Below are 21,816 nucleotides of genomic sequence, written 5' to 3'. Positions count from 1 at the left end.
ACAGGCATTCCACGCCTGCTCCAAACAGGATATTCTGCGCAGTCACCGCACACCAATGGAATGATTGCCTTGTCCCAACTCCAAGACCTGCTGGAAAAGAACCGCTCCTGGTCGGAAACCACCCGCAAGGAAAAGCCCGACTTCTTTCTCAAGCTTTCCGAGCAGCAAACCCCGGAATACCTGTGGATTGGCTGCGCCGACAGCCGCGTGCCCGCCAACCAGATCGTCGATCTGTTGCCGGGGGAGTTGTTCGTCCACCGCAATGTGGCCAATGTGGTTGTCCACTCGGACCTCAACTGCCTGTCGGTTATCCAGTTCGCCGTGGAAGTGCTCAAGGTCAAGCACATCATGGTTGTGGGGCACTACGGCTGCGGTGGCGTGAAGGCTGCGCTGGAGGACACCCGCCTGGGGCTGATCGAAAGCTGGCTGCGGCATATCAAGGACGTGCGCGACAAGCACCATACCCTGATCGAGCTGTTCAAAGAGCAGGATCGCGTCGACCTTCTGTGTGAACTGAATGTGCTGGAGCAGGTGATTCATGTATGCCAGACCACCCCGGTGCGCGACGCATGGGAAAACGGTCAGGCGCTATCGGTACACGGCTGGGTCTACGGCCTGTCCAACGGGCTGATCAATGACCTGCAGATTACCGTAGAAAGTACGGAGCAGATCACCGAGATGTATCACCGGGCACTGACCAGCATCGCACAAAGAGGCAAAGACTAGCCCTTGCCTGCCTTTACCCTGGTAAACACACCAGCGTGCCACTTCCTTAACTTTCCCCGCGTTTTTCCCTAAACTCCACAGCCTTCAAAGTCGACCACTCGACCTTAACGAATAACGCTGTTTCCAGGGGTAATCATGTCCGACTTCCGTGTGTGGGAATGCCAGATCTGTGGCTGGATTTACGACGAGGCCAAAGGCTCGCCGGACGACGGTATCCCCCCGGGCACCCGCTGGGAAGACATTCCCGATGACTGGGTCTGCCCGGAATGTGGCGCTACCAAAGACGAGTTCGAAATGCTTGCGGTAGTGGGCTCTGCACCAGGGCACCAGCCCGCGGTCGACGCCAGTCAGGATCAGGCGACAGCCCCCCAGTCAGTAAGCTCCGCGGCCCCAAAGACGGCCGCAGGTCGCATCTGGGAGTGCATGGTGTGCGGCTGGATTTACGACGAGTCCAAGGGGGCGCTGGAAGAAGGCATTCCTCCCGGCACCCGCTGGGAAGACATTCCCGACGACTGGACCTGCCCGGAGTGCGGTGTCAGCAAAGAAGATTTCGATATGGTGCTGGTGAGCCAGCCAGACGCTGAGGAGCCATCAGAACAGCCCGCTGAACACGTCCGCCCGCTGCTCGACGATACACTGCCCATCGTCATTATCGGTACCGGCCTCGCCGGATACCACCTGGCCCGTGAATTCCGCAAACTGGACCAGCGCACGCCACTGGTACTGATCACCGGGGACGACGGCACCTTCTACTCCAAACCGCTGCTGTCCGCGTCCCTCGCCCATGGCAAATCCCCGCAGCAGCTGGCCACCGCCACGGCAGAAGAGATGGCCAAAGAGCTGAATGCAGAAATTCTGGTACACACCCACGTCACCGACCTGGACCGCGCCGCCAAACGCCTGTCCCTGGTCTCCGACAGTGGCGGCATCACTGCCGAGCTCGCCTACGCACGGCTGGTATTGGCCACCGGCGCCAACTGCGCACCCTTGCCTCCCATCGAGGGCGATGGTCAGTCGCGCCTGTTCCGGGTCAACAGCCTGGCGGATTACCACCGCTTCCGCACGGCGCTGGCGAACCGCAAGCGTGTGCTGCTGATTGGTGCAGGCCTGATCGGCTGCGAATTTGCCAATGATCTGATTCAGGCGGGTTTCACCGTGGAAGTTGTAGACCTGCAACCCTGGCCCCTGGCCAACCTGCTGCCGGAGGCTGCTGGCCGGGATATCCAGGCATCACTGGAGAGCGCCGGTGTGCGCTTCCATTTTGGCCACAGCGTCCGTCAACTGGACCGGCAGGCAGGCGGTATTCGCACGCAATTGAGCGACGGCACCACCATTGAGGCCGATATCGCCCTCGCCGCCCTCGGTCTGGCGCCCAACACCGGTCTGGCAGAGGTGGCAGGCCTCGAAACCGGTCGCGGCATCGTTACCAACCGCCAATTGCAGACCAGTGACCCGGATATTTTCGCCCTGGGAGACTGCGCGGAAGTCGATGGACACAACCTGTTGTATGTTGCCCCGCTCACCCAGAGCGCCCGTGCGCTCGCACAGACACTGGCCGGCACACCAACCCCGGTAGAGTACGGCTGCCTGCCGGTGGCGGTGAAAACCACCTTGCGCCCCACCGTCGTCTGCCCACCCAGAAACGGGCACAACTCTGGGGACTGGAAGGTCACCAGGCTGAGCGATGGCATTGTCGCGGAATATGTGGACAGCAGCGGCCAGCTCCAAGGGTTCGCCCTCACCGGCAGTGGCATCGCCCAACGGGACGCGCTCAGCCAGCGCTGCCAGCCCCTGATGGCCGCACAGGACTGAAACCCGGCAGCCGCTAAACCGGCATACATAAAGAAAGTCACGCAACGGCGGCGCTTTTCCCGTAGAATGGCCGCCAGCACAAATTTTGACCACAAATTGATGAAGTATGACGGCATCCTCTAATTCCGCCCCTTCCCCAGCCAGCCCGGCAGCCGCCCAGGCCGGCGCCGACCGAGCCCGTGCCCTGCGTGATACCCTTGGCCAGTTCGCCACCGGCATTACCGTTGTTACCACTCTGGATGCCGCCGGCCAGCCCGTGGGCATGACCGTCAACAGCTTCAACTCTGTCTCCCTGGACCCGGCGCTGATTCTCTGGAGTATCGACCGCGGCTCCCTGAGCTACAGTGCGTTTACCGAGTGCGAGCGCTTTGTGGTGCATGTACTGAAAGGTGACCAGCAGCACGTTTCCAACCTGTTTGCCGGCCGTGGCGCCGATAAATTCGGCCAGGTGAAATGGCACCGGGGCCCCGAGGGCATCCCGCAACTGGACGATTGTGCGGCCCTGTTCCACTGCCGCCGTGCGCAGAATATTGCCGGCGGGGACCACACCATCCTGCTGGGTGAAGTGCTGGAATTCTCCGCCGCCGGTGGCGAACCGCTGATCTTCCACCGCGGGCGCTACCGCGCCCTCGCAGGGGAATAGCGCGAATGACCAGTCGCCGGGCCGCAATGGCCCGGTTTCCCCAAGCGGCCACAGGCCCCATTCCGTTATAACCCCGCAACATATTCACACCAAATAATCTAAGAATCCGCCCCAAAATCCCCCGGTATCATTGTGACCCTGTCACCTGATAGTCATACTTTTAAATCATCATTGGGAGACCTCCGCCACCGTGGACGTCGAAATGCGATCAGCCGATACCCTCTTCTGCTTTGCTCACCGCGGCTATCCCAAGCGGGCCACGGAGAACACCCTGCAGGCGATCTCCCACGCCCTGGAATTTGATATCGACGGGGTTGAAATCGACGTATGGAATGTGGGGGGCGAGCTGATCGTCAAACACGACCGTCGCCTGGGTCGCCTGCTGGCGGGGCAGGACCTGCTGACGGATATGGCACCCGGTGCCCTGCGCAAAATGCTGCTGCCCGGGGGCGAACAGGTACCCACCCTGAGGGAAGTGCTGGAACTGATCGGCAATCACGTGCAGCTGAACATCGAGCTGAAGGGCCCCGACTGCGCCGCGCTCGCCGCCCGGGAGCTGGAGTCCTACATTCGCGATAACGGCGCCAGCTATGAACAGTACATCCTCTCGTCTTTCGACCATCGCCAGATCTACGAGTGCCTGCAGCGGATTCCTCAGGTGCGCCGGGGCGTGCTGATCGACGGCGTGCCACTGGACCTCGCCGCCTGTGCGGAGCCGCTACAGGCCTACTCCGTGCATCACAGTCTCAACTTCGTGTGCCCTGAAATCATCGCCGATGGCCATCAGCGCGGCCTGAAGAGCTACGTCTTTACCGTCAACCACCCCCACGACCTCGCGCTGGTGGTCGCCATGGGTGCAGACGGGGTATTTACCGATGAACCCCAGCTGATCATGGACTACAACGCCGCCAAAACCGTCGAAGTACTGGCGGAACAGATCCAGCCGCCCAGCGGGCTCAAGGCCGGCTGACACCAGCCCGGCTCTTTTCTGGGTGACCGGGCACAAGCGTTAGTTGCGGCCGTCCAGCATCTGCAACAATTGCGCGACGCTGGGGCGGGTTTTGTAGTCTTTGGATACGTGGGCCCATTCCACGGCGCCCTCTTTGTTCACAAGGAAGATGCCTGGTGCAGCGATCTTGTGATGATCCCGACCGGACCAGTCCTCCAGCACAATACCGTAAGTCTTGTATTTTTCTGCCGTGGCGTCGTCAATCTGTACCACTACATCAAATGCCTCATGGGCCTTCAGATCCGGGTCGGACAGTACCGGGAAGGGAATCTCGTAGGTGGCCTTGGCCATAGCGCCGGCGTCCGGTTTATCCGCGCTAATCAGTACCGGGGTTACCCCACGCTTTTCAAATTCAGGCCAGGCTTCGGCCAGCTGGCGGATCTGCACATTGCAGTAGGGGCACCAGCCACCACGGTAGAAAACAACCAGTATCGGCGCCTTGTAGGCGACCAGGGAGCGCAGGGAAACCTCATCTCCCTCGTGGTTACGCACGGTAAAATCCGCGGGCTTGTCCCCCTGCTGTAACCCGGTATCTGCAGAGCCGAGATCAGCCTGCTCGGTGGTGGCCAGTTCCGGCATTTTCTCGGGAAGCTTGATCTCCTGAGCAGACGCTACCACGCTGGTAAACGCGCAAAGTAGCGCCAACAAGATTGGTGTTTTCATATCCATTCCTCTATTGTTCCGGAAATTCAGGGCGGTATTTACCATGAGCGATCAAAACATAGACCACATGCTGGAACAAACCTGCGAGGAACGCTACGAATATTTTCTCGATGCGGTGGGTGAAGAACGGGAAATCTGGATACTGATCAACAGTGAACAGCACTTCCTGAAACTGCACAGCGACGAAGATGGGGGCTATGAGTATTTACCCGTCTGGCCCACTCAGGAATTTGCCGAGGCTTACGCCACCAACGATAGTGACCTGAAGCCCAAGAGCATCCCACTACCGCAGTTTCTCAACCGCTGGCTGCCGGGACTGAACAAAGACAGCATTGAAGTGGGTGTTTTCCCCGGTGCAGACAACAGCGTGTGGATCACCGAGCCCACAGATCTCGAGCAAGATCTGCGGGATACACTCTCTCAGTTTTAATCGGCTATCGGTTTAATCGACTCAGTGCGGTTGCTCTTTCGCCTGCTGGGCCTGTTGATATAGCTGATCTTTCAGGCGCGCGCGCTTGGTCTTCAGGGCCCGGAAGTGATGATCGTCCGTGGCCACGCCTCGCTCCTCCAGACCGCGAATGGTCTTGTCGAGCTTGTGGTAATCATCGTGGGCGCTTTTGTATTGAATACTGTCCTGAACCAGGTGGCGGATACTGTCGGCAAGATCGGGGAATTCGGTTTCCAGGGTGCGCATGGTCATTAGCTGAGGCTCCTATTGGCGTGGAGGATCACCCCTTAATTCTAGTGTCGACACAGGCTGCTCCACATTATCCACAACCTGCGGGTAATTCTCCCGCCCCTCCTTCCCGACCCCGCACTGCCCCGAGTCTATAGTTAGCGAAACGCCTGCGGAGCTGGCCAAGGACACCTTAATGACAGAGCCTCACCACGAGAACAGCTACCGAGCACAGCGCAAGCCGAGAGCCGCGTTTGCCACCCGCGAAGCCTACCTGGAACACGAACTGCAAGTCATGGCCCCGCGCCGCTGGGCCCCCAATTATCCGTTTCGCGATTACCGCTTTGAGTGGGAAGACTGGATTCCCGCCATGGCCGCCACGATCGGCAAGGTCGTCATGGTGGCGGCTATCGTCGCAGCCTTCGCCACCCCACTGGGACTGTCCGCGGAATTTATGACGGAGAATATCCGCTTCGAGATGCTGATCGCCGCGGTACTGTTCGCCTTCTTCCTTTCCGGATTTCTGAACCCCACCGCCAACCTGCCCGGCACCCACGGCCCGCTCATTCCCATGATCCCACTGGTGGTCGCCTCCGGTGGGCACCCTATGGCGCTGGGAATCATGATCGGGATACTGGGCTTTATACTGGGTATCACCAAGGGCGGAAGCCTGCTGACGCGACTGACCAGCAATGGAGTAACGGGCGGGCTGCTACTCTATCTCGGGTTTATTGGCGTCACCAGCCAGGTGGGTCGCCTGTTCAGCTGGGCGGAAAGCTTCGACAAAGGGCACATCGCCTTCATCGTATTGCTGGCCACCATTGTCATGTACGCGTTGCTCGAGCACTTCCGCAAACGCTGGCTCGCCATTCCGCTGGGTTGTCTGCTGGCCGGCCTGATAGCTTTTGCACTGGGGGCGCCCTTCGAATTCACTACCGAACCCGGCCTGCCGAACATGAACCCGGCGTACTGGTGGGGAGAATCCACCGGCTGGCAACTGGGTTTACCGGACTTGAAGGCGTTTCTGGCGGTCACCCCCTTCGCCATTCTCGCCGTCGCCATGTGGTCCCCGGACTTCCTCGGCCACCAGGTGTTCCAGCGACTCAACTACCCGAAAAACACCGACCGGGTAATCATGAATATCGACGACACCATGATCGGCGCCGCATCCCGGCAGATGGTCGGCAGTGTACTGGGGGGCGCCAATATCACCTCATCCTGGGGCACCTATATCGTGCCGGCGGCAATCGCCAAACGGCCAATCCCCGGCGGCGCCGTGCTCACCGGTATCCTGTGTATCGCCACAGCCATCCTTGGGTACCCCATGGATCTCGCCGTATGGCCGCCAGTATTGAGCATTGCCCTCATCGTCGGCGTCTTCCTGCCACTGCTGGAGGCCGGCATGCAGATGACCCGTAAGGGCAAGACTACCGAATCCGCCGCCGTGGTCATTTTCTCCTCCGCCATCGTCAACCCAGTGTTTGGCTGGTCATTGACGGTACTGCTGGACAATCTGGGGCTGATTGGGTGTAAGGAACGTGGGAAGGAGCTTGGGCACACTGGCCGCTGGATAATTCCCGGGATTGTTTTTGCTCTGCTGTGTGTTGTGATGTTGGCGATTGGGATGTTTCCGGGGGTGCCGGCGATGGTGGAGACTTTTAGAGTGGAGTAGGCATAAGTGACCGAGTATCAAAGGCTGGGAGAAAGTTGCCTTACTCCTCTTCTATTCGACGCCATCCTCAACGCGCAGTAGAAGTACTCCGGGGTTCGCGGTACAGTGCCGGGTACAGCAATCCCAACCAATGCCGTACGTCTATGACCTCAGCAAATGACGTCCAAACAATCAACGCCATCAAAAATCACCTGCAATCGGTGGACAACCTCGCTGCAGCCTGGCTTTATGGCTCGCGAGCCAGAGGCGAACAAACCGAAGATAGCGACTACGATATCGCTATCGCGGTGAACAACTTTCAGCAATCCTATGCTGAAAGGCGGCTATTACCTGAAACCATCGCTATAGACTTAACACAGCAATTCCATGTGCCTGTTCAAGTAATCGATATCAACCTCGCTCCCATACCGCTAGCCATAAATGTGATCGAGGACGGCACACCGCTATTAATCCTCGACGAACTCCGCTACTGCAAAGAAATCAGCCGAATAGAAGGGCTATGGGCAGACCAGCGGTGGCACCTGGAATCACTACAAAAGGTCACCAAGTAATGAATTACCAGGCATATTGCACAGCACTCATTGAGCAAACAAAAGTCCACGAGCGACTACTGGATACCATCCGAAGCACACCGGAAACTGGTCTGTTAGAGCGCACAGCCGCAGAGCGCAGCCTGCAAATACTGATAGAAGCCGCTATCGGCGCAACCAAACATGCCAACAAGAAACTGAATTACCCCGCTCGAAGTGAAGCCGCGAGCGCCATCGCCCAGCTACTGGAACACCACCCCCTGACGAACGTGAGCGCACAAGAAATGAAGGGTGCTGTAGGCATGCGCAATGCCATCGTGCACGACTACCTCAACCTGGACTGGGAGCTAATCAGAGCCGTGCTGGAAGAACAGAAATACAAAAAGGTTGGTCTTTTTGTGGAGCATTGTTGCGAGCTGCTTTGCGGCAGCACCGACTAACCCATAGACGCACGACAAGCGCCGACCGTAGGGCTACACCTCAATGATTGACAAACTTTGAAGCCCATCATATCCCTCATGGCACAAATTCAGTGTGCCACTACACTATACCAATGTGATGGCAAGGCCTGACGCCAGTGAATTATTCAAGCCGCGGGCTTTACGGGCACCCGAAAAAGTAGGCTTTTTTTCTCGATTTCTTCGTGAAATGAATCCGGTAACCGAGCCCAATCATGCACTTCAACCAGAATCGGAATAGTACTTTGGCTCAGGGCCTCTATGAGTGCCCCTAGACCAGATAAGGGCGCAGTAAGATCACCAGGGTTGCGAAGCACCAGATCCAGGTCACTGCCTTCATGAGCCCCGCCCACCACCCGGCTACCGAATGCCCAGACTTCAGCCTCCGGAACCTGTTCATCGAGAATACGCAACACGCCTTCCGCGTATCGCGGTAACAAATCAAGCTTGGGTGCCATCAGTCATCTCCGACAATACCTTGGCTAGCGCCCTGGCATCCTCAACATAACGGGGTAAGAGCACTAACGTTTCATTAGCGAATTGCTCGCCATAGTCCTGCGCCGTGGTGTTCCGGTCGGCGCGATACTCGAGCCAACGCTCGACCTCACCTATACTCAGCAAACCATGAGTCCCAGCGTTTCTCAGTACATCATTGAAAACCAGCCTATCAACTTGTCGCGGGCTCCCAGAAAATGCCTTCAACGCCTTACGCAACAACTTTCCTGATGTTTCCAGCGACAGCGCAAAACTCTTGATGGCGGCATTACGAAACAGATCGTATTGAACACTGCCCGGCGATACCTTACCCAACTCTTCGAGCGCAACAGCCAGTGTATCCACCGTCCGGCACAGATGATCCACGTTTAGAGTCATTTTCCCTTCCAAGAGTCATAAAAATCACCTTCCGGCCGATTATAGTGCTTGCTCACTTAGTCACAACGGGTTCAAGCCGACACACGGCATCATGACTCACAGGTCAAAGTCAATCTCACAACCCGCGTCCCGAAACCTTAACCCTTGCTGCTTCAAACAGGCGACTCAATTCGGCGCTTCCCCTCACCTTCTCCTTTATCCGCCGCACCGCCTGACTCACCGCACTGTAATGCACACCACCAAACACCTCGCCAATCTCTGGCAGCGTCATCCCCGCCAGATCCTGACAAAGCCACATAGCCACCGCACGCGCCGGATTCGCGCCAGAGCGCCCAGGCGCCGAGCGCTTATAAAGGTCATCAGCCTGCCGCTCAAAGACCATTGCAACAACCTCCACAATCGTCACATACCCAACCGAAGTGTCGCCGTCACCGGCCACGCCGCTCACCTCGGGCGGTATCTCACCAAGCCGTGAGCGCATTTCCTCCTGGAACACCTCACCGCCAAGAAATGGCGACTGCCGCTGACGCTCGTAAAATGCCGCCACCTCCTCATCCACACCCTGCTCCACGAACTGCCGGTAGCCCCGGTACTTGTCCCGGCGGCCCAACGCCGCGTAGGTAAAATCCCGATACAACCAGCCCGGGGATTTGCAAAGGTTTAGGTACGCGGGATAACTGGACCAGGGGTATTCCTCCAACTGATCCGCCAGCGGACGGCGTGTCTCAATGGGATTGCGGTGAATATATCGGGTTAGCGACAGATGATATTGATCCGCCTCCACCAGAATTGCCTTATAGCGCCCCCGAAACAAAGGGCCATCCCGCCCATGCAGCCGGTTAAAGCGCTGCGTGTAAACACCATTGATATGGCGCATCGCCCGGCTGAGATTGCCCTGCGGGGTATGCAGAAGAAGATGGTAGTGATTGCCCATCAAACAATAGGCGTGTACATGAACCTGAAACCGCTGGTGGGACTCAGACAGCGTGTCGAGAAACGCGGAATAGCAATCCGCACTGAGAAAGGTTTCTTGCCGGGCCAGGCCGCGATTCATCACGTGATACCAAGCTCCGGGGTATTCCAGTCGTAAAGGTCTGCTCATGTCATAAAGGTAGACCTGAATACTGTTATGTCAAGATTTGACCCCTAGACGAGCCGCTTGTACAAGACCACGAAGCCATTGCGCTCCCAGTACAGAAGCTTGATCTTGTCGCGGCCGCGGTTGCAGAACACGAAGATAGCTTCTAGCGCAGGTGATAGGTCCATCTCCTGTTCCACCAGCGCCGCGACCCCATCAATGGACTTGCGCATATCCACGGGCTCCATGTACAGGTAGACTAGAGCGGACTGCGCTGGCCTTAGCATGTGCTCTGTTCTCGCAGCATGCGCCACAGTACTTGTAATGTTTGCTCCAGGGCGGAGACCGGAAGCTGAAGGTGGATGCCGCCCGGCAGTGAGAGCTCAGCCAGCTCGGTGACTGTTGGCATCGTTACCGGCATCAGCTTTGGCCGAGATTTACTCTGCTTGCTGCGCCAGTAGGTGAAGGTGCTGAGCTTGAGATTGTGCTGCTCACAGTAGGCTATCTGCGATAGCCCGCTGGTTTGCCAGTCCGCGATATGCTTCTACCAGAATTCGGATTTTCTTTGGTTGGTCATGTGGATCTCCTGATCGTTAAAAATCAGGAGCGTACCGGGAAGAAATTCTGAATTTTAGATGGGGTTTATTGAGCGCTTACATCAATATAACCGGGCAAAAGCTTAAGAGTTTCATTCGAGGCACTGCTGCCGTGGAATGTCAGAGCTGCTGAGTCACAGGAAGCTCGAACTTCTCTCCAGGGTGGGGAAGACTGATCGCTTACTGGGATTTTAGAAGGGTTTTATTGAGCGCTTACGAAAGATTGAAATATTAATGCACCGTGAAGCCGTGTACGAGAAGAGGCGAAACGAAAGAATCCGAGACGGTGGCCGTGCCAGACCAGGAACTGGAATCCTATGGGAGGTGTCTGGCTGAATCCTGCAGCAGAAGAGCAGCCTGCTGACGGGACGAAATTACAGGCTGCTTAACCGGTGAGCGCGACATCTTCTTTGACAAACACCGGATTGCTGATCGCTTGCGTCACTTTTCGAAGCGGGATTTTTCAGGAAACAAAGAATCAAGACAATCAACAATCAAACTCCGAGCAGCAAAAAAGCTGCTTTCGGGTAAATCAGGTGTATCATTTATGCATACGTGGGTGTATTTTTGGATATGCGCCACGCAAAACTCAGCATCGCGCAAACTGGCCAAGTTGAACGTATTACATTTCGGTGGAACTTTCGGATAAAACTGGCCGGACGCCAACTGAACATATCTGAACAAATAATGTGTAACGTCTTCTCCACCTCTGAACTTTTGAAAAGTTGTTCTCGTTACATCTTCAGAAAACTTTCGTAGCGCCAACTCCCACGTAGACTTCAAATAGGGCTGGGGATGGTGAAAATGCTCAATAAACAAGAAGCGCCCAAAAAAGAGCGACAGGAAATTACAAAAATTCCCCCAAAAACCATAGGACCGATCCAAGTACTTACCTGTTAGAAATAATTCTGATAAACGTTTCTCGTACACTGAATTCAAGCGAGCATGATTTCGCCTAATGCAAGAAAACCAAGTACTATCTGCCTCCGCCAATCCTAGGAGTTTGATCGCGAGAGCCTTAAAGGGGTTGTCAATAAAAAAATCACACGGAAACGCGCCGTTAAAAAAGTCTGACTCCTTGACCGGATTGACCAACAAGCAATCGTCATTGAAAAGCACAAATTTTTCGCTTAGCCCCACAATTTTGCTCAAATTCATCTCAATGGCATTTGAATTAAAAACCGGAAGCGCCGCCAATTCAGTAAAAATATCACTATGCCGAACACAAACTAAATTACGGCAAGCAGGATCTAACCAGTGCGGGATATGTCCCTCTGTCACCAAATATACTTTATTCACCCAGCTGGCATTCTTTTCAATACTCCGAAGCAAATACTTCAATACTCCTATATCCCGATACCTAGCTGATGAAGAATCCCCTGAGCCTTCTACTCTCTTAAAATATTCCAAGTCTCGCACCCAACTCGGATCTTCACCATCCACCCAAGTGATAACAAAGTCAATCATTTATACTTAACAGTACCACGATTAATAATTAAAAGAAGCTTTTGTAGCAGAAGCCCCGAAAGCAAATAACACCGAGAAAGAAACTATATACGAGACTACAGCACCTAATACACCAAACTTTGGCACCAACAAGGCCAAGCTAACCGCCAGAACAAAAAGTGCACTAACATTAATAACCAGTACAATTCGCAGCTTTTCCAGAACAGTCAAAAGTGCGACAAAAAATCCGCTCAACCCGTATAGAACCATACCCACCAATAATAACTGCAAGCCCACGCCGAAGCCCAAGCCAACGTAATCAGGCACCAACACCGCAATTGAATATCGACCAAAGAAAAGCATGAACAACGCGACACAGAACATCATCACACCAGCTCCTCCCATGCACTTAAGAAGAAGAATCGTTAAGACTTTGGGTGGAACTTTTTTCGCCCTGAGAACAGCCGCATTCCGAACAAAAACAGCAACAATTGGCATTTGAACGATTAAAACTATTGCTGCCACCCTCTGCACAATTGAAAAAATTGCAACATCCTCAGAATCCGACCAAATTGAAAGTGAAAACACCCCTAAGGCGTTAATTGCCGCAAGACATGCAACGCCGCCCAACAGAGGAAAAGATTGCCGCAAAAGATCCAACCAAGATTGCTTGAAAGACTTAAAGCTGGCTTGCAAGGACTGCAATGATAGCAGCCGCAACCTTGATTTATGAAGCAACCCAAGCGATAGCACCGCCACTAGCCACGAAGAGAAAACAATACTACCCCCGATGATATGTTCCGTTAGTGTAAGATATCGAAAATGAAGATACAGGAGCCCCACCAAAACCAATACATTGAATAGCGTAAATTGAAATAAGCTTCTAGATGAGTACCACCCAAAGCCGTGAAAAACAAGTGAGGCTAACCAGTGGATTGAAAATGGAAAAGCTAATGCCACACCGTACAAGAAAAATACCGGAAACTCCAAGGGCCAACTAAAGAAGTGAGAACCCTGCCAAGCAATAAAAATCAAGCCCAAAAACAATAAGTATGATAACAGCGAAAACAAGAAATAGGAAAAATACATCGAAGCAGCTATCACACCAGAGTCGGAGAATGATACCTCTGCAACTCTTTTAGCAAGGTAATTATCAGCACCAAATCGAAGGCAGCTGCTTAGCAAAGCTGCCACCGCCAAAACTTTGAAGGAAAATGCAGCTAGCTCAATGGGCAGCATTTTTGCAATCAATATAGTGAGAGCAAGAGTAGATATAGCAGATAAAGCTTGGAAAGAATAGGATCTACCAACCTCCAGAAAGAAGCGCTCTCGTCGACCAAATTTAACAACACTTAAGCGCCCCCTAAAAATTAGCATCCCATCAGGCCACGCAATGGTTTTTTGTATTTAACTAACGAGAAGACTCGATACACAAGTGACTGAGGAACGAACATAAAAGAAAGTTCCACAAAAACAATTAGTAGACCCAGAAATGAAAAATATTTCCTAGTGAAAATCCAGGGTAATTTACAACGTATCGTATTCCATAGCTTTCTTCGAACTGAGTCGCGAACTACCGACGAATGCTCTCTATATTTGATTAAATGTGAATTTAGGTTTTTACCATTTCCATTCTGGAGCACACGGATCCAAGCCCAGTAATCTTCAACAGTACTCTCTCCAGAACTACCAAACCCACCGACTGCAACTAAAACCTCCCTTCGAACCATCACAGCAGAAGCCGCGAATGGGTTCGCCAACAGAAGCGACTTTTCAATTTTTTCTGCGCTTCTAGGATAACTCCGAAAGCCGAGGACGTTATCCTCACCATCGATTATTTGCGTATTGCCCCCGCAAATTACAACATCGGGAAATCTATTAAATGTTTTGACTTGCAGCTCTAACCGTTTTGGAAAGCTCACATCATCGGAATCCTGTAATGCAATGAAGCGACCTCGAGCTTTCAAAAGAGCGAAATTTCGAGAGTAAATAACGCCTTTATTGACTCTGTTACGATAGTAACGAACACGAGGGTCTACCCGGCTCGCGGCTAGCGCAAATTCTGAACTACCGTCTGTAGATGCATCGTCAACAATTATCAGTTCAAAATCACGGAAGGTTTGACATAAAATGCTTTCAATTGCCTGAGGGAGGTATTCCACTGAATTAAAGCATGGCATTATCACAGAAACCGTTGGGGAATTCATATTGATACCCTGGAAGCATGAACCAATATTATTGGCACATTACTTTAGTTATCGAATAAATTAAGCAGGAACGCGCAAAAAAAGTGTTGAAATGCAACTAATGATAGCGCACCAACTAACGAAAGCTCCCTGATCGCATTTAGATTTTGATAATCCTGATCACTCCACCCATGAAGTATACAAACGAGGGCAACTAATGCCGAGACCAATAAAAAGATGCTTTGTATTAGCATAAACTCCAACCTACATAAGTATTTCAACAGGTTGGCCCCTCGAGAGTCTTCCCTATACCCGCTCGCCAAAGAGTAGAAGTAAGAAGCCGCTCCAGTCAAAAATAATGTATGTGAGAGCGATAAAAACATTGACGCTGGCACCACCCAATGATCCCCAAAACTCAAACCAAGAGTAGTCTGCATCGAGTCACTAGCGCCAGAGATAAGAATTGTATAAATCGCGACACCGAGAATGAAAAAAAATAAAGACGGAAGAAAGAAAACTTCGGTTGGTGCCAGCGAAAGCATATATTTTAAATGTCGCCAACCATCTCGAATAGGACGAAGATGTGGCTCGCGTGTTCGACCTTCGACATGTTGCGTCACGGCCAATTCCGCAAAGCGCATCTTCAATAGAGATCCTTTTATCAGCATTTCACTCGCGAACTCCATTCCCGAGGAGCTAAGCTTTAACTTACCAAAAGCTTCCCGAGTAAAAGCGCGAAGTCCACAATGAGCATCAGACATGCCACTTCTAAAAAGTGCATTCAACACACCTGTCAACAAAGGGTTTCCGACATAGCGATTCCAAAACGGCATACTTCCAGGAGAAATATGACCTTTAAAGCGCGACCCCATACATAGCTCAATTCCACTAAGCAGCTTACCAATCATAGGGACTGCATCATGGAAGTTATGGGCACCGTCCGCATCGCCCATGATGATAAAACGCCCTGTAGAGCCAGCAATGCCACCTCGTATTGCAGCCCCATAACCTTTCTTAGCTACGTATTCAATTCGGGCTCCAGATTTTTGAGCCAGTTCAACACTCCCGTCAGTACTACCATTATCAGCAACAATAACCTCACCACTTAATTCGTATTTCTTCTGGATCAAGCGTAAAGCAGACCGGGCATTTTCAACCACTGAACCAATAGTTTCCACCTCATTGAGACATGGAATAACAATTGAAACATCAATAACAAGAAATCCATCTTCTCGATTTACAACTTTCTCAGTTGGCGCAAGCGCTAAGCTCATATGTTCACATAACCTCTAAATTAGCTGCAAGGCTGATAATCAAAACTTCAGAAACTAGTAGCTATAAACATTTTTAAAAAAGTGTTTTTTTTCACAACTTGTACTTCCAGCATTGTGAACATCGAGGATATCCCTACGAGTATTAGCTACGTACACACTTCCACAATAATGTACATACCTCTCGTCTATCCACTCAACAACTTTTTCAGGGAGTGATCTAATTCTGTAGTTATCAAGCACAACAACAGGTGATGCATGCTGCAATTCACTAATGATGGTGGACGGATTGACACCTTTCAGACTTTCCAACCCAATTGCATCAAGCCAACGCATCGACTTCGGTTGCTCTTTGCGTGGTAGCAAATTCAACCCAGCCAAGTAATATTCCTGCTGGCCAAGTATATCTTCCATCACGTCTAACTGGTGCAACTGGTAAGAGGCTACACTGGGATTTGACTGGACCTTCACATAACGATCGTAGGCAACACAACCCTGATAGAGAGCGACGACACCGAGAAAAAAACGAAGCCGGGAGAACCCTTCCATATCTCTGAAGCGACTGGAAACATAAAGAGTGCCGACATCAGCAGGAAAGGAACGAAATAGGGCCATGGTTGTTTATGTGACAGACAGAGCAAAACGTATATAAGCGAGAAAACTACTAACTTCCAATGCTCATCACTTAAACGATTAAGGTTAAGTATTGCGCTGCCAAGGGAAAAAAATACAAAGCAATAGAACAGCAAGTTCCTTTCGATTGATTGATACCAAAACCTTGACAAATCACCATACAGATCCCCAAATGCGATATCTGCGTGCGTGAAAAATAGTGCATCCACTACCCGCTCGAATGACCCAGAAATCACACCGAATACAAGAATATAAAGCAATATCACTATCGCACATCCGATTACGGAAAAGCTGCCATACTTCAGCAGCGAATAGGTTCGATCTTTTAGAACCCAATAGAGTGATAATGCCCCTGCCCACGCAACACCAAAGAAGTATATTTTCTGTGAAACGAGAAAACCTAATCCAATTAGCGTTCCCGCAAAAAGATATCGCTGCTTAACAAAAAGTATGCTTGAAAACATGCCGACCCAAACAGTTAGCATGTCTACTCTCAGCTCCGCACTCCGCTCAATAAAAGTGGACACCAAAGTAACCACAACTAGTGAATATACTACTGACCAACTGGCGAATACGTCTTCCATCCTTAATAGAAGCCAACAAAGTATTCCGAGACAACATGCATTGACCAACCGAACCCCAAACTTCAGATCGACAATATATTGAGAAGCGGACTCATAACTTCCAGCAAAAATAGACTGAAACCAATAACCCAATACTGGCTTGTATGGAACAAAGTTGAGATAGGGGATAGAGCTCACAGACTGATAAATTGCACTAGCACCTTGAAACTCATCCATAACTAATGGAAGGTGGGGAGCGAAAAGCACTTGGAGGGCGAAGTAAAAAGAACCGACTGACACAGATAGCAGTAGAATGGCCATCCTTTGGGACAACGTGAGATTTACTCCACTTACCCAGCGCTTATTCTTCATTAAAATCATAATTCACCAGCCTTATCACAGACCTCTAAAGGCTCCACTTCACTTCTAGAGCGATAGTCACAAGCGACCATTAAAAGCTTATCGTAATCGACTCCATCAAGGTCTCCTCCATGAGCAGACATAGGCCACCAATTATTCTTAGACACATCCAATATAATTGCGTCATCCGACATATATGGCAATAAAGGCAGTAAGTACCCCTCAGATATAGCGGCATACTGCTTGGACTTCATCAAAAGAGGGAGAACCTTATCCTTTAAATGAACACGGGCTTGAACATCCACTGTGTAAAATTCCATGCTCTCCAACGCCACCATGAATTCATTTATTGCCGATTGATTGAGAGCATCGACATAAAAACTACTTTCCATTACCAATGTTCGATCAGGGGCAACTGCGGCAGTCAATGGCTTAGCTTCTTTCCCACCAATCGGCGAAACCCCTGCATCAATCGCTATAGTAGGCCCTACATCGATTAAGCTTCGCAAACTCTCATCCACTAAAGAGGCTGGATTCCTAAAGTCCACTCTCGATAAAACTACCTTGTTCTGTACCGTGTTAAGCAAATTTGTCCCATGGCCGGCCACTGTTAAATCTAATGAGGCATACGGATTGCGACCTTCAAGCTGCTCGGCATCTATCGACAGCCCTTCGCCATGGTCTGACACCAAGTAAACGATACTGTTATTCAGTTTACCCATAGCCTTTAGTTGCTGAATCAAACTTCCCACTTGTTTATCGACCAACTGCAGCATGGACATATATAGATATTCGGCAGGATCCGTTTTTCCGCTAAACCTATAGCCAACAGGGTCAGACATCATATGGTTAAGAAACGGGTAGTGGGGCATGGTTAGATGCACTGCAAGAAACACGGGTTTGGAAGATACGGCAGCAACCCTATCGGAAACTTTATTAACGAACGTGTAGGGGTTATAAACCTTGAACATTGCCCGATTTGAGTGAACAAACGGGAACAACCAACTCCCCATTTCGGAATTAATTAACCAGTTGCTCAGCGGGTTATCATATAGGAACCCCAAAATAAAGTCGGCCGCACCCAATTTCGGCCCAACTGATTCCAAAAACCCGTATTCTTCTGAAAAGTTATTGAAACGTCGCTCATCTATCGCCCAAATTGTGTGATAACCGGCACTATTTAACTCCTGTAACAGAGGAATTTTTCGCTCGATCAAGTCTTTGTCACCGAGATTGAAGCGTAGCCCATGGCTCTCGGGGTACTCGCCACGCAACATCGAATACCAAGCAACATGTGTACGTCCCATCGGAGAGTATGCGTTCGGAAATCTTTCCGCCATGGCCAATAACCGATCAATATTTGGCGTAACCGAGGGCGAGCGACCGTAAGCACCCACATAGTCTGGGCGTAAAGCATCCACACCGATAACAAAGATGTTTGGCTGAGAGAGCGTTTCTGCGCCCAACGACTCCTGACTAGTAAGCGCATTAGAAATGGAAACATAGAGGGGGAACCCCAATAGCAACACGGAAGCCCATTTCACCTTATAAGCATGGCTCCAGCTTACTACAACGCCACCAACCACTAAAAACACCCAAACAGCGCCTGTAACTAAAGCCACATAAGGGTATAGCTTTGTTGCCACTTCCCACGTGAAGGTGGAAAGAGGAAACATATATGCATTTAAGGAGAAAATAAAACAAAGTGAAACTGCAAAGCAGATAATGACAAGGACCGGCTTCCGCAAACCGGGAAATATTCGGCCTAGCCCCAAAAAGGAAAAGCACAGCAGTAAATTCCACACTACAAGCAAGACGATATTTGCCAACACAAACCACGTGAGATCAAACCATAAAGCTGGTACAGACAGGGTGGTGAGTAAATTGGAGGCTAGGTCGCCACTTGGACCGGCTTTACTGAGCACTACCAATAGTTGGTATACATAAACCAAAAATATGCTGACTAGCGTTGGACGGGAAAACAACTTGATCATTATCTTTCTTTCAAAAATAAAAAAAGGGGCTTTAAAAGCCCCTTTCCATGGTGCGAGATCTTACCGGCAGCGCGAAGGCAGGTATTTCGGATCCAACGAACCGTCGTTACATACCCAAGAAATTGAGCCGCCTGTATCACTTCCGGTCAGAATCAGAGTTGCGTCATCAGTAACTTTCGCATTGAAAGTAACAGTGATCTGACTATTCAACACTTCCACAGATTTTACGGAAGTACCAGCGATAAGAGTCTTGGAAGCCAGACCTGCGGCACTGTTATTTGCTGGCCACACTCCCTCTGAGGAAAAATATTCCTGCACCGCAGCTTTAGCACCAGAAGCGAGAGCTAGCCCCTCCGTCACGTGCGAGCGCTTGGTGTAGTCCTGGTACGCCGGCAGTGCTACCGCGGCCAGAATACCAATGATCGCAACCACGATCATCAATTCAATAAGAGTAAAGCCCTGTTGCTTTTTCATTGTAACCGTCTCCATACAGACTGTTGTTTTTGAAAGAAATCCCGTGAGGAAGTCGGCTATTACAATACCGGGTTTGTGGCAAAAGGCGCAAGCGTGAACTGCCCCCCAGGTAGTAACTTTGAGGCAGACTTTACCAGCCCAAAAGAACGAAATTAAAGCACAAAGGTCAAATTTCAACCAAAACTCATCTCTTGGTGACACATATTGTCAGCCCTTCGCCCGCGCACCAGTTAACTCCAATGAACTACTAACATGTTGCTTAATACACATCTTTAAGTTTCTCCATTAAGGCTGTGATCCAATTGTCTTTTCAGCAATTGGCGGTCGCATGTTATTTCGTTATATTGTGAGATTGGCGCACCCGTGCAATAAACCGCCAGCATAGATCATAAAACAACCATTGCGAATAAATTCTAATGAGCAGTACCTCCCTCAGTGGACTTGCGAAGCGATTAGTTATCGACAAAGCCTTGGACGAACCTACAGCCCAGTCAGCTGTAAAAGCAGCCAAGCGGGAAGGGCACAGCTTTGCTCAGCACGCTGTGGAGGCCAAGCTGATCAAGAGTCGAGAGCTTGCTAATATTGCCAGCCAAGCGTTTGGCTCTCCGCTATTTGACCTCTCCTGCTACAATTTTGACCTTTTACCCAAAGATGTGGTTGATGAAAAATTAATCACCAAGCACTTTGCACTGCCACTGTATAAGCGGGGAAGCAGGCTCTTTATCGCGGTGGCAGATCCTACTAATCTCGCGGGCCTTGATGAGATCAACTTTAATACCGGACTCAATACCGAGGCTGTCCTTGTAGAAGCAGATAAGCTCTCCAAAGCTATCGAGAGTTTCCTCTCAAATAGCGGCGACATCAGTGGAGGACTGGAAGGGCTTGATGACGATGACTTGGACAGTCTAGATGTAGATGCGAGCGATCAGACACGTGACGACGAGGGAGATGTCGGGGGTGATGAAGCTCCGGTTGTTCGATTCGTTAACAAGGTACTGCTGGATGCGATCCGTACGGGTGCATCAGACATTCATTTTGAGCCCTATGAAAAGGCTTACCGAGTACGACTGCGTACCGACGGTGTGCTGCACGAAGTGGCCCGTCCACCGATTCAACTCGCCACAAGAATTTCAGCGCGCCTCAAAGTAATGTCCAAGATGGATATTTCTGAACGCCGTGTACCCCAGGATGGCCGTATCAAGATGAAGCTGTCCAAAACCAAGGCCATCGACTTCCGGGTCAACAGCCTTCCTACCCTGTGGGGAGAAAAGATCGTACTGCGGATTCTCGACCCTTCCTCGGCCAAGCTGGGTATTGACGCGCTGGGCTACGAGGAAGAGCAGAAGAAAATTTACTTAGACGCACTAGGACAACCCCAAGGGATGATATTGGTTACCGGCCCAACCGGTTCGGGTAAAACCGTATCGCTGTATACCGGCCTAAACATCCTAAATACACCAGAGCGCAACATCTCCACGGCAGAAGACCCTGTTGAGATCAACCTGGAGGGGATCAACCAGGTTAACGTCTCCAACAAGGTAGGATTAAACTTTGCCGAGGCCTTGCGCTCTTTCCTTCGCCAAGACCCGGATATCGTAATGGTGGGCGAGATCCGAGATCTTGAAACCGCAGAAATAGCGATCAAGGCTGCTCAGACCGGTCACTTGGTGCTTTCTACCTTACACACTAATTCCGCCCCGGAAACGCTAACGCGATTAATGAATATGGGGGTCCCAACCTTCAATATTGCTACATCAGTGAGTGTCATTATCGCCCAGCGTTTAGCACGGCGACTATGCGGCGAATGCAAAAAACCGACCGAGCTCCCGGAAGAAGTTTTACAAGAAGAAGGGTTCGAAGCCGTTACCATCCCTAAAACCGAGTGGCAGATATACCAGCCCGTAGGCTGCGAACACTGCTCCAAAGGCTACAAAGGGCGCGTAGGTGTGTATGAAGTAGTTCGCATCACCGACGGAATTTCGCGCATTATAATGGAAGGTGGCAATTCCATTCAGATTGCTGACCAAGCGCAAAAAGAAGGCTTCAACAACCTCAGAACCTCGGCTCTGCGCAAAGTGGTGATGGGAGTCACCAGCCTGGAAGAAGCCAACCGGGTTACCAACGATTAAACCAGCCAAACGATAAGAAACCGG

24 protein-coding genes are annotated in these 21,816 nt (G+C 51.3%); 9 read left to right on the top strand and 15 right to left on the bottom strand.

Going from position 1 to position 21,816, the window contains the following annotated elements:
- The first annotated feature begins 69 nt into the window (after positions 1–69).
- From can to LRR79_RS08050, 4 genes are all read left to right on the top strand, one after another.
- Entirely contained in the window at positions 70–726 is a 657-nt protein-coding gene (gene can, locus LRR79_RS08065; protein ID WP_231759842.1) for a carbonate dehydratase, read from the top strand.
- Positions 727–861: 135 nt separating this feature from the next.
- A complete protein-coding gene (locus LRR79_RS08060) occupies positions 862–2,538 on the top strand; it encodes an FAD-dependent oxidoreductase (RefSeq protein WP_231759841.1) in 1,677 nt (558 codons plus the stop codon).
- 106 nt (positions 2,539–2,644) lie between these two features.
- Positions 2,645–3,181 carry a flavin reductase family protein gene (locus LRR79_RS08055; protein ID WP_231759840.1) on the top strand — a complete coding sequence of 179 codons (537 nt, stop codon included), beginning with the start codon at positions 2,645–2,647 and terminating at the stop codon, positions 3,179–3,181.
- A gap of 202 nt (positions 3,182–3,383) precedes the next feature.
- Positions 3,384–4,151, top strand: coding sequence for a glycerophosphodiester phosphodiesterase (locus tag LRR79_RS08050; protein WP_231759839.1), 768 nt, complete (start codon positions 3,384–3,386; stop codon positions 4,149–4,151).
- Positions 4,152–4,190: 39 nt separating this feature from the next.
- Here LRR79_RS08050 and LRR79_RS08045 read toward each other — a convergent pair whose 3' ends face one another.
- On the bottom strand, positions 4,191–4,853 hold the full coding sequence (locus LRR79_RS08045; RefSeq protein ID WP_231759838.1) for a peroxiredoxin-like family protein: 663 nt from the start codon (positions 4,851–4,853) through the stop codon (positions 4,191–4,193).
- 43 nt (positions 4,854–4,896) lie between these two features.
- On the opposite strand from LRR79_RS08045, the gene LRR79_RS08040 reads away from it, so the two are divergent.
- Positions 4,897–5,283 carry a DUF2750 domain-containing protein gene (locus LRR79_RS08040; protein WP_231759837.1) on the top strand — a complete coding sequence of 129 codons (387 nt, stop codon included), beginning with the start codon at positions 4,897–4,899 and terminating at the stop codon, positions 5,281–5,283.
- Positions 5,284–5,304: 21 nt separating this feature from the next.
- Here LRR79_RS08040 and LRR79_RS08035 read toward each other — a convergent pair whose 3' ends face one another.
- Positions 5,305–5,553, bottom strand: a complete 249-nt coding sequence (locus LRR79_RS08035) for a YdcH family protein (protein ID WP_231759836.1) — start codon at positions 5,551–5,553, stop codon at positions 5,305–5,307.
- 172 nt (positions 5,554–5,725) lie between these two features.
- On the opposite strand from LRR79_RS08035, the gene LRR79_RS08030 reads away from it, so the two are divergent.
- From LRR79_RS08030 to hepT, 3 genes are all read left to right on the top strand, one after another.
- On the top strand, positions 5,726–7,201 hold the full coding sequence (locus tag LRR79_RS08030) for a DUF3360 family protein (RefSeq protein WP_231759835.1): 1,476 nt from the start codon (positions 5,726–5,728) through the stop codon (positions 7,199–7,201).
- A 143-nt stretch (positions 7,202–7,344) separates the two neighbouring features.
- Positions 7,345–7,752: a type VII toxin-antitoxin system MntA family adenylyltransferase antitoxin gene (mntA, locus tag LRR79_RS08025; protein ID WP_231759834.1), complete on the top strand. Its 408-nt coding sequence runs from the start codon at positions 7,345–7,347 to the stop codon at positions 7,750–7,752.
- Positions 7,752–8,171, top strand: coding sequence for a type VII toxin-antitoxin system HepT family RNase toxin (gene hepT / locus LRR79_RS08020; RefSeq protein WP_231759833.1), 420 nt, complete (start codon positions 7,752–7,754; stop codon positions 8,169–8,171). Before mntA ends, hepT begins: the two co-directional genes overlap by 1 nt.
- A gap of 146 nt (positions 8,172–8,317) precedes the next feature.
- On the opposite strand, the gene LRR79_RS08015 is transcribed toward hepT, so the two are convergent.
- The 13 genes from LRR79_RS08015 to LRR79_RS07960 form a co-directional block, all read right to left on the bottom strand.
- On the bottom strand, positions 8,318–8,647 hold the full coding sequence (locus LRR79_RS08015; protein WP_231759832.1) for a nucleotidyltransferase domain-containing protein: 330 nt from the start codon (positions 8,645–8,647) through the stop codon (positions 8,318–8,320).
- On the bottom strand, positions 8,631–9,062 hold the full coding sequence (locus LRR79_RS08010; RefSeq protein ID WP_231759831.1) for a nucleotidyltransferase substrate binding protein: 432 nt from the start codon (positions 9,060–9,062) through the stop codon (positions 8,631–8,633). Before LRR79_RS08010 ends, LRR79_RS08015 begins: the two co-directional genes overlap by 17 nt.
- A gap of 115 nt (positions 9,063–9,177) precedes the next feature.
- Positions 9,178–10,116, bottom strand: coding sequence for a helix-turn-helix domain-containing protein (locus LRR79_RS08005; protein ID WP_231760000.1), 939 nt, complete (start codon positions 10,114–10,116; stop codon positions 9,178–9,180).
- Positions 10,117–10,208: 92 nt separating this feature from the next.
- Positions 10,209–10,388: an IS66 family insertion sequence element accessory protein TnpB gene (gene tnpB, locus LRR79_RS08000; protein WP_269455115.1), complete on the bottom strand. Its 180-nt coding sequence runs from the start codon at positions 10,386–10,388 to the stop codon at positions 10,209–10,211.
- A gap of 32 nt (positions 10,389–10,420) precedes the next feature.
- Positions 10,421–10,645 carry an IS66 family insertion sequence element accessory protein TnpA gene (gene tnpA / locus LRR79_RS17375; protein ID WP_407665243.1) on the bottom strand — a complete coding sequence of 75 codons (225 nt, stop codon included), beginning with the start codon at positions 10,643–10,645 and terminating at the stop codon, positions 10,421–10,423.
- A gap of 532 nt (positions 10,646–11,177) precedes the next feature.
- Positions 11,178–12,203, bottom strand: coding sequence for a Stealth CR1 domain-containing protein (locus LRR79_RS07995; RefSeq protein ID WP_231759829.1), 1,026 nt, complete (start codon positions 12,201–12,203; stop codon positions 11,178–11,180).
- A 21-nt stretch (positions 12,204–12,224) separates the two neighbouring features.
- Positions 12,225–13,421, bottom strand: a complete 1,197-nt coding sequence (locus LRR79_RS07990) for a lipopolysaccharide biosynthesis protein (RefSeq protein WP_231759828.1) — start codon at positions 13,419–13,421, stop codon at positions 12,225–12,227.
- A 131-nt stretch (positions 13,422–13,552) separates the two neighbouring features.
- On the bottom strand, positions 13,553–14,389 hold the full coding sequence (locus tag LRR79_RS07985; RefSeq protein ID WP_231759827.1) for a glycosyltransferase family 2 protein: 837 nt from the start codon (positions 14,387–14,389) through the stop codon (positions 13,553–13,555).
- A gap of 44 nt (positions 14,390–14,433) precedes the next feature.
- Positions 14,434–15,642 (bottom strand): glycosyltransferase family 2 protein, encoded by a 1,209-nt coding sequence (locus tag LRR79_RS07980; protein ID WP_231759826.1) that lies wholly within the window; start codon positions 15,640–15,642, stop codon positions 14,434–14,436.
- Between the two features lie 54 nt (positions 15,643–15,696).
- Positions 15,697–16,056 carry a hypothetical protein gene (locus LRR79_RS07975; RefSeq protein ID WP_231759825.1) on the bottom strand — a complete coding sequence of 120 codons (360 nt, stop codon included), beginning with the start codon at positions 16,054–16,056 and terminating at the stop codon, positions 15,697–15,699.
- 50 nt (positions 16,057–16,106) lie between these two features.
- Positions 16,107–17,216 carry a hypothetical protein gene (locus LRR79_RS07970; protein ID WP_231759824.1) on the bottom strand — a complete coding sequence of 370 codons (1,110 nt, stop codon included), beginning with the start codon at positions 17,214–17,216 and terminating at the stop codon, positions 16,107–16,109.
- Positions 17,213–19,189: a sulfatase-like hydrolase/transferase gene (locus LRR79_RS07965; RefSeq protein WP_231759823.1), complete on the bottom strand. Its 1,977-nt coding sequence runs from the start codon at positions 19,187–19,189 to the stop codon at positions 17,213–17,215. The genes LRR79_RS07970 and LRR79_RS07965 overlap by 4 nt, the downstream gene beginning before the upstream one ends.
- 60 nt (positions 19,190–19,249) lie before the next feature.
- Complete coding sequence (locus tag LRR79_RS07960; protein WP_231759822.1) at positions 19,250–19,663, bottom strand: pilin; 414 nt, start codon at positions 19,661–19,663, stop codon at positions 19,250–19,252.
- Between the two features lie 416 nt (positions 19,664–20,079).
- On the opposite strand from LRR79_RS07960, the gene pilB reads away from it, so the two are divergent.
- Entirely contained in the window at positions 20,080–21,792 is a 1,713-nt protein-coding gene (gene pilB / locus LRR79_RS07955; protein ID WP_231759821.1) for a type IV-A pilus assembly ATPase PilB, read from the top strand.
- Positions 21,793–21,816 lie beyond the last annotated feature (24 nt).

It is taken from the genome of Microbulbifer elongatus, from assembly GCF_021165935.1.
In the GTDB taxonomy this organism is placed as follows: Bacteria; Pseudomonadota; Gammaproteobacteria; order Pseudomonadales; family Cellvibrionaceae; genus Microbulbifer; species Microbulbifer elongatus.
The sequence above is the reverse complement of the archived record's forward strand: the minus strand, read 5'-3'. Positions and strand labels throughout refer to the sequence as shown.

Excerpts from the sequence above, each read along its gene's own strand:
- LRR79_RS07970 (WP_231759824.1), bottom strand. The coding sequence starts at position 17,216 with ATGATTTTAATGAAGAATAAGCGCTGGGTAAGTGGAGTAAATCTCACG.
- hepT (WP_231759833.1), top strand. The coding sequence starts at position 7,752 with ATGAATTACCAGGCATATTGCACAGCACTCATTGAGCAAACAAAAGTC.
- LRR79_RS07960 (WP_231759822.1), bottom strand. The coding sequence starts at position 19,663 with ATGAAAAAGCAACAGGGCTTTACTCTTATTGAATTGATGATCGTGGTT.
- LRR79_RS08055 (WP_231759840.1), top strand. The coding sequence starts at position 2,645 with ATGACGGCATCCTCTAATTCCGCCCCTTCCCCAGCCAGCCCGGCAGCC.
- LRR79_RS08040 (WP_231759837.1), top strand. The coding sequence starts at position 4,897 with ATGAGCGATCAAAACATAGACCACATGCTGGAACAAACCTGCGAGGAA.
- LRR79_RS08050 (WP_231759839.1), top strand. The coding sequence starts at position 3,384 with ATGCGATCAGCCGATACCCTCTTCTGCTTTGCTCACCGCGGCTATCCC.
- LRR79_RS08015 (WP_231759832.1), bottom strand. The coding sequence starts at position 8,647 with ATGGCACCCAAGCTTGATTTGTTACCGCGATACGCGGAAGGCGTGTTG.
- LRR79_RS08030 (WP_231759835.1), top strand. The coding sequence starts at position 5,726 with ATGACAGAGCCTCACCACGAGAACAGCTACCGAGCACAGCGCAAGCCG.
- mntA (WP_231759834.1), top strand. The coding sequence starts at position 7,345 with ATGACCTCAGCAAATGACGTCCAAACAATCAACGCCATCAAAAATCAC.
- LRR79_RS07990 (WP_231759828.1), bottom strand. The coding sequence starts at position 13,421 with ATGCTGCCCATTGAGCTAGCTGCATTTTCCTTCAAAGTTTTGGCGGTG.
- LRR79_RS07965 (WP_231759823.1), bottom strand. The coding sequence starts at position 19,189 with ATGATCAAGTTGTTTTCCCGTCCAACGCTAGTCAGCATATTTTTGGTT.
- LRR79_RS08060 (WP_231759841.1), top strand. The coding sequence starts at position 862 with ATGTCCGACTTCCGTGTGTGGGAATGCCAGATCTGTGGCTGGATTTAC.
- LRR79_RS07980 (WP_231759826.1), bottom strand. The coding sequence starts at position 15,642 with ATGAGCTTAGCGCTTGCGCCAACTGAGAAAGTTGTAAATCGAGAAGAT.
- LRR79_RS08045 (WP_231759838.1), bottom strand. The coding sequence starts at position 4,853 with ATGAAAACACCAATCTTGTTGGCGCTACTTTGCGCGTTTACCAGCGTG.
- LRR79_RS07995 (WP_231759829.1), bottom strand. The coding sequence starts at position 12,203 with ATGATTGACTTTGTTATCACTTGGGTGGATGGTGAAGATCCGAGTTGG.
- LRR79_RS08035 (WP_231759836.1), bottom strand. The coding sequence starts at position 5,553 with ATGACCATGCGCACCCTGGAAACCGAATTCCCCGATCTTGCCGACAGT.
- LRR79_RS08005 (WP_231760000.1), bottom strand. The coding sequence starts at position 10,116 with ATGAATCGCGGCCTGGCCCGGCAAGAAACCTTTCTCAGTGCGGATTGC.
- LRR79_RS08010 (WP_231759831.1), bottom strand. The coding sequence starts at position 9,062 with ATGACTCTAAACGTGGATCATCTGTGCCGGACGGTGGATACACTGGCT.
- LRR79_RS07985 (WP_231759827.1), bottom strand. The coding sequence starts at position 14,389 with ATGAATTCCCCAACGGTTTCTGTGATAATGCCATGCTTTAATTCAGTG.
- tnpB (WP_269455115.1), bottom strand. The coding sequence starts at position 10,388 with ATGGAGCCCGTGGATATGCGCAAGTCCATTGATGGGGTCGCGGCGCTG.
- pilB (WP_231759821.1), top strand. The coding sequence starts at position 20,080 with ATGAGCAGTACCTCCCTCAGTGGACTTGCGAAGCGATTAGTTATCGAC.